Origin of the sequence: Teichococcus aestuarii (assembly GCF_003116135.1) — a bacterium.
Classification (GTDB): domain Bacteria; phylum Pseudomonadota; class Alphaproteobacteria; order Acetobacterales; family Acetobacteraceae; genus Pseudoroseomonas; species Pseudoroseomonas aestuarii.
This window is the reverse complement of record NZ_PDOA01000073.1, coordinates 1-848: the sequence shown is the minus strand read 5'-3', so window position 1 is coordinate 848 and position 848 is coordinate 1. Positions and strand designations below refer to the sequence as shown.

Below are 848 nucleotides of genomic sequence, written 5' to 3'. Positions count from 1 at the left end.
CGCGGCCCCGGCCCGCATTCCTGAACCCCCGCAGCCCCCGGCTCCGGGGGTTTTCTTTTGCCCGCACCCCGGAAGGACACCAGCATGAGCATTCGCGTCGGCATCGTCGGCATCAGCGGCTTCGGCGGGGGAGAGGCGCTGCGCCTGGTCGCCGGCCACCCCGCCTTCGAGCTCGTCTACGCCGCCGGCGAGGGCAGCGCCGGCAGCCGGCTGGCGGAGCGCTTCCCCGGCGTGCCGGCCCGGCTGGCCGGGCGGGTGATCGAGAAGTGGGACCCCGCTTCCCTGCCGGAGCTCGACCTGCTGTTCGCCTCCCTGCCCACCGGCACCTCGGCCGGGGCGCTGGCGCGCGTGCCGCGCCCGGTGAAGATCGTCGATATCGGCGGCGACCACCGCTACGCCGAGGGCTGGGCCTATGGGCTGGCCGATGTCTGGCCGGAGCGGATCGGGGGCCAGAGCCGCGTCGCCAACCCCGGCTGCTTCCCCGCGGCGTCGCTGACCGCGCTGGCGCCACTGCTGGCGGAGGGGCTGATCGAGCCGGGCAACATCGTCATCGACGCCAAGACCGGCATCTCCGGCGCCGGGCGGGGCGGCGCCGACAGCCGGCTCGGCTATGCCGAGTGCAACGAGAACCTGGTGCCTTACGGCCTGCTCCGGCACGTCCACATGCCGGAGATGGCCGGCACGATCGAGCGGCTGAGCGGCGGCAGCGCGGCCGGGCTGGTGTTCACGCCGCACCTGGTGCCGATGACCCGCGGCATCCTCGCCACCCTCTATTGCCGCGGCCGCGCCAGCACGGGCCAGTGCCTGGCGGCGGCCCGGCGCTTCTATGCCGGGCGGGCCTTCGTCCG

Annotated in this window: 1 protein-coding gene; it reads left to right on the top strand. The window is 74.9% G+C overall.

The genetic code is table 11. The features are described 5' to 3' along the window. Positions 1-84: 84 nt before the first annotated feature. The coding region (locus CR165_RS24175) for an Asd/ArgC dimerization domain-containing protein (protein ID WP_109519422.1) at positions 85-848 on the top strand (764 nt) is incomplete at its 3' end.